Origin of the sequence: Acetobacter senegalensis, assembly GCF_001580995.1 — a bacterium.
Classification (GTDB): domain Bacteria; phylum Pseudomonadota; class Alphaproteobacteria; order Acetobacterales; family Acetobacteraceae; genus Acetobacter; species Acetobacter senegalensis.
Window position 1 is genome coordinate 1 of record NZ_LHZU01000058.1, and the last position, 4,869, is coordinate 4,869.

9 protein-coding genes are annotated in these 4,869 nt (G+C 57.0%); 5 read left to right on the forward strand and 4 right to left on the reverse strand.

All coding sequences use genetic code 11. The features are described from left to right. The 3 genes from AD948_RS18470 to AD948_RS00525 form a co-directional block, all read left to right on the forward strand. Positions 1-222 (forward strand): hypothetical protein (locus AD948_RS18470; protein ID WP_211264412.1); only part of this gene is annotated, 222 nt, incomplete at its 5' end. Between the two features lie 53 nt (positions 223-275). Beyond that, entirely contained in the window at positions 276-710 is a 435-nt protein-coding gene (locus tag AD948_RS00520) for a hypothetical protein (RefSeq protein WP_061470259.1), read from the forward strand. Positions 711-1,003: 293 nt separating this feature from the next. Further along, positions 1,004-1,351: a DUF3147 family protein gene (locus AD948_RS00525; protein ID WP_061470260.1), complete on the forward strand. Its 348-nt coding sequence runs from the start codon at positions 1,004-1,006 to the stop codon at positions 1,349-1,351. Positions 1,352-1,358: 7 nt separating this feature from the next. Here the strand turns inward: AD948_RS00525 and AD948_RS00530 are convergent, their stop codons facing one another. The 3 genes from AD948_RS00530 to AD948_RS17965 all read right to left on the reverse strand — a co-directional run bounded on the left by AD948_RS00530 (position 1,359) and on the right by AD948_RS17965 (position 2,820). Further along, positions 1,359-1,949, reverse strand: coding sequence for a YceI family protein (locus AD948_RS00530; protein WP_061470261.1), 591 nt, complete (start codon positions 1,947-1,949; stop codon positions 1,359-1,361). A gap of 165 nt (positions 1,950-2,114) precedes the next feature. Next, entirely contained in the window at positions 2,115-2,546 is a 432-nt protein-coding gene (locus AD948_RS00535) for a CHRD domain-containing protein (RefSeq protein WP_006560354.1), read from the reverse strand. 85 nt (positions 2,547-2,631) lie between these two features. Next, positions 2,632-2,820 carry a hypothetical protein gene (locus AD948_RS17965; protein WP_086896815.1) on the reverse strand — a complete coding sequence of 63 codons (189 nt, stop codon included), beginning with the start codon at positions 2,818-2,820 and terminating at the stop codon, positions 2,632-2,634. Between the two features lie 186 nt (positions 2,821-3,006). On the opposite strand from AD948_RS17965, the gene AD948_RS00545 reads away from it, so the two are divergent. Both AD948_RS00545 and AD948_RS00550 read left to right on the forward strand, forming a co-directional pair. Beyond that, positions 3,007-3,480 (forward strand): nuclear transport factor 2 family protein, encoded by a 474-nt coding sequence (locus AD948_RS00545; protein WP_006559931.1) that lies wholly within the window; start codon positions 3,007-3,009, stop codon positions 3,478-3,480. A 3-nt stretch (positions 3,481-3,483) separates the two neighbouring features. Further along, positions 3,484-4,089: a TetR/AcrR family transcriptional regulator gene (locus AD948_RS00550; RefSeq protein ID WP_061470262.1), complete on the forward strand. Its 606-nt coding sequence runs from the start codon at positions 3,484-3,486 to the stop codon at positions 4,087-4,089. Positions 4,090-4,119: 30 nt separating this feature from the next. Here the strand turns inward: AD948_RS00550 and AD948_RS00555 are convergent, their stop codons facing one another. Next, positions 4,120-4,821 (reverse strand): recombinase family protein, encoded by a 702-nt coding sequence (locus tag AD948_RS00555; RefSeq protein WP_248845860.1) that lies wholly within the window; start codon positions 4,819-4,821, stop codon positions 4,120-4,122. Positions 4,822-4,869: the final 48 nt, after the last annotated feature.

The window sequence follows — 4,869 nt, forward strand, 5'->3', positions numbered from 1 at the left end:
CAGCACCAGCACCAGCACCAGCACCAGCACCAGCACCAGCAGTCATCGTTTTTCCTTAATTTTCTGCTTTCATACCCCCAGTTACCCGCTTTTCCTGGTTGTTTCCCACAACCTCACAAGGTGGGAGAGGCACAGGCGGCGGAGAAAACCATGCAGGTCTGCATGGTGGGTATGGGGTCTGCGCACGGGCTGGGGTTTGGCGTTCTCCCGCCCTGCGGGTAACATACGGATCAGTTCTGCCAGTTTGTATGGCAGTTTGAAGGATGTGAGACACAATGCGTCGAATGACAACTCTGGCGGCAGTAGCCGTTGTGGCCCTTGGTTCCGGCATTGTCGGCACGGGTGCGCCAGGCATGGGCTCCGTGGCGCAGGCCGAACCGGGCGGCTGCCTCAAATATGGTGCTGCGGGGGCCGTGGGCGGCCACGTTGTGCATCATGGCGTTATTGGCGCGCTGGGCGGATGCGTTACCGGCATGTACCGCCGCCACGTTTATCGCAAGGAAGCCAAACAGAAGGCCGCCCTGTATGATAAGGAACACCCCGGCGCAAAAGGCACGTATGAGGAAAAAGCCACGGCATATGACGTGGAACATTCCACAGAGCCCGGCAAAATGAACGCTGGTGCGCCCTTGGGCAACACGTCCGGCCAACCCAACACGCCAGCGCAGGGCCAGTCCCCTGCCGCCGGGCAGGATGAAACCCACTTCTAAGCCCCTGTTTGAACAAGCGGCAGGTGAGGGCTAGTGTTTTTCCCGCCTCACCTGTCCAGCTTTTTCAACCAGATTTTCATAATCACTGCTGCGAACTTATCCCACAATCTGTTGTCTCGGCGCGTGCATTTTGCAGGCAGCGCTCAAAAGGCGTAGTTGGCACACACCCTTGGGGAAGGGGTATGCATTACGTGAACTATGTTTTGCACAGCACCTTTCAGATGCGGAGAGGTGCTGTGCACTGTAGCAGGCTCCAAGCGCACTCGCCCTGCAAAAGGTAAAGGGTTTTCCTCGTGTTTTTCTGGCTGAAAGCGTTTTTATCCGGCCTGATTATTGCTGCCGTGTCCTCACTGGCGCGGCGTTATCCGGGGTTTGGGGCGCTGGTGGCCTCCCTGCCGCTCATTTCCATTCTGGGCATGATCTGGCTGTGGCAGGAAACAAAAGATCCCGCCCGGATGGAGGCGCATGTCAGCGCAACGCTGTGGTACGTGCTGCCGTCTCTGCCCATGTTTCTGCTTATTCCATGGGCCATGCGCCACGGTGTGCCGTTTTATGCGGCCCTGCTGGCGGGATGCGTAGTGACAACCGTTCTGTATCTGGTGGCTGTATGGCTGGCCTCCCGCTTCGGCATTTCTCCCTGATACGCGCTTAGCCCTGTTTTGCGGAAGATGACGGCAGGGTAATGATGGTTTCCGTTTTCACCATCGGGTCAACGGAATGGAGCAGCGTGCTCAGGCCCCACTGGCGCTGATCAAACGTGGCCGAACTGGCAATGGTGGTCAGTGTGTTGCCGGTAAAGCGCATCTGCACGGCAAAGGTCAGCGGATGCGTCTGCCCGCGCATGGTCAGATTACCGACAAGCTGAGTGTAAAGTTTGCCTTTTACAATCTTGGGCACACAATGTCCTGCATAATGCATGGTGGGGTGCGTATCACTATCCATCATCAGGCCAGAGAGCATCACGCTGCGTAACACGGCGCTTCCAACCTTCAGGGAATTGACATCCATGGTCAGGTCTACCTGGCATGTCTGCGCTTCCAGATCATAGGCCAGTGTGCCGCTGACAGTTTCAAAGGCGCCATCAATATCAGTCAGGGCAGAGCGGGCATGCAGCAGAGCCTGCGTATTCGTGGGTGTCAGCTTCAGGTGCTGTGTGGCGGCAGTCGCCGGGTGCGCGTCCAGTGTCATGGCGCTTGCGCTAAGCAGAAAAGCTGAGGCCAGAATGGCGGTAAGCCGCATGTGTTTCACATCCCTTTTTGTATCAGATCCCCAAAAAAACGGCTGATGCTGTAGCAGAGTTTCCTCTCTGCCTGTGCATCAGCCGATATGCTGCCATGCCAGGTGGCGGGGCGGTGAAGGGAGGGGGGAAGGATAAGCCTGTTGCGCGCCGCAAGGGCGACCGCATTACGGCGCCAGTTGGGCGCGGGCTTCTCCGTTGGGGTGGGCGCTGGTGTGCAGGTTCACATACAGCGTCCCGTTGTGCAGCATGTCTTCCTGGTCCTGATCCAGACTTACACTACCCGTCAGCGGGCTTTGATAAGGCCCGGTAATCAGCACAACGGGCGGCGCATCATGCCCCTTTCTGGCCGGACCATGAAAATGGGCCACGGTCACAGGGCCGCTCAGTTTGTTCCACGTCATGGAATAGCGCAGAACATGCGCCGCCGGGTAGAACAGGGCGTCTATGGTGCCTGTTGGTTTGGTGGCGGTTCCGTGTTCGCCATAAAATGTGCCGGAAAATCGCTCGCTACGTTCGGCAAAAGCGGGGGCGTGGCCTGCCAGTAAGCAGCCCCCCAATAAGGCTGCAAGAAAAAGAGATCTGCGCTGAAAAGGCATGAATACGGTTTCCTTCAGCAGGAAATGGAGTCCCTTGCGGGTTTTTCCTTTCTAACGTCAGGTTGGCCGCACCGTTCCCGGTTTGTTATTCAAAATCCCGCAAAATGCCTTCGTCGTCCACAGGGCGTTGCGGCATGCGCTGAAAATGCACACGCGGCTGGACGGCAGTTTTCCTCATGGTCTGCCGAATAGTCTTGAGCCAGCGTTCTGTTGCCGCATCATGGCGGCAGCGGCGCTGTTCGTTCTCTTCGGTGGAGCAGGGGGAAGGTGTCATGCTCTTGCTCATGTCAAAAAAGAGAACCGCCTTCTCTTTAAGTGGTTTTTTCTTGCACGCATGTGACGTTTTTTTGAAATCTTCCGTTTTTTTCGGGTAAGCTGATTGCACTTGACCTTCATGTACCAAATGGTACAAAGTTCCTGTTATATCAAATCGGGCCGTTCCCTCTTTGCAGGAGTTTCCATGTCCAACCGTCGCCCGCCTCTGCCGCCGTTCACGTTTGAAACTGCCGTCCAGAAGGTGCGCGCGGCAGAAGATGCCTGGAACAGTCGAGACCCGGCCCGCGTGGCGTTGGCCTATTCTCCTGACAGCACATGGCGTAATCGCAGCAGCTTTATAAAAGGCCGCGCGCAAATAGAGGCTTTTCTGGTCGCCAAATGGGAGCAGGAGCATGATTATCGCCTGATCAAGGAACTCTGGGCCTTCACGCAGGAGCGGCTGGCCGTGCGTTTCGCCTATGAATGGCGCAATAATGCGGGCCACTGGTTCCGCTCCTACGGGAATGAAAACTGGGCCTTTGATGCCAACGGCCTGATGCACACTCGCCACGCCAGCATTAACGATGTGCCCATAAAAGAAGCACAACGCCTGTTTTTCTGGAACCGAACCGCTCCCCGTCCGGTTGATCACCCCAGTCTGTCAGATCTGGGGCTATAACGGATGGGAGAAAAAGCCGCCGTTCGCTCCCGCCTGCTTCCCGTGTTGGGGGAAGTGTTTCGCTCTTATGGGTACGAGGGCACAAGCGTTGCCCGCATGACCGCCGCAACCGGGGCTGGCAAGGGCAGCCTGTATAATGCCTTTCCCGGCGGAAAGGAGGAAATGGCCCAGGCCGTTCTGGCCTCCATTGACCGCTGGTTTGAAACCGCCATTTTTCTCCCCCTGCGTGATGAACCCTCAGCACCGCAGGCTATCCGGCACATGCTGGCGCAGGTGGAAACCTATTTTCAGTCCGGCCAGCGCATCTGCCTCGTGGGCCTGTTCGCGCTGGGGGATGAACGGGACCGTTTTGCAATCCGTATCCGGCATTATTTCGCCGGATGGCAATCTGCGCTGACACAGGCGCTGGTGCGCGCAGGCCATTCCCATACCGCAGCCTCCACTCTGGCAGAGGAAGCCATCGCCTCCATTCAGGGGGCCTTGGTGCAGGCGCGCGCCATGCAGGATACAACGCTCTTCCCGCGCGCCCTCAGCCGTCTGGCTGCTCGCCTGCTCCCCGTTTCCTTATCCGAACAGCCAGTGACGACCCTTCCTCAAAAGGGTGAGTGAACGCTCTCCCTTATAAACGGAATACGGCTCTTACGCGGGCTCCTGTGAAGCAGGATGTGCCTTCGGGCGAGTATGAGAACGCGTGTTTCTGCTGGCTTTCTTCCCCACAACCGGGCTTGGCGCTTGTCCGCTTCCAGCCTTCTTGCGGCTGGCGTGGCTATCCTTGCCGCTGGCAATGCGTGAAACCGTTCCATCACTAATGTCATAGGATTTGGCTATCGAGTGCAGGGTCTCTCCATTTGATCGCCTTTGGATAATTTCCTGCCGTTGAGCCTCTGTAATACGGGGTGGCCGGCCCATCCGCTTCCCTTGCCTGATCGCCCGTGCGCGCCCTTCAGACGTACGGGTCCGAATCAGGTCCCGCTCCACATCCGCCAAGCCACCCAGCACTGCAAGCATAAGCCGTCCAGTGCTAGTACTGGTGTCAGTCCAGGGTTCTGCCAGAGAGTAAAATTGTGCTTTTTTGTCAGTAATACTCTTCACAATGGCAAAAAGATCAAACGTGCTCCGTGCCAGCCGGTCCAGCCGCGTGACCACCACGGATTGCCCTTCCTTCAGGCTTGCAATCAGTTTGCGCAGTTCCGCCCGTTCAGCATCCGCCCCACTCGCTTTTTCGCGATAGATTTTGCGGCATCCATATTCTTGGAGTGTTTTTATTTGAAGTTCCAGAGTCTGCCCAACCGTGCTGACACGGGCATACCCCACTTTTCGTCGAGATGAGAGTGTATTCATTCGCGCCTAAACACCCGAAAACACACAGAAGTTTCTTGTTTAACTCTT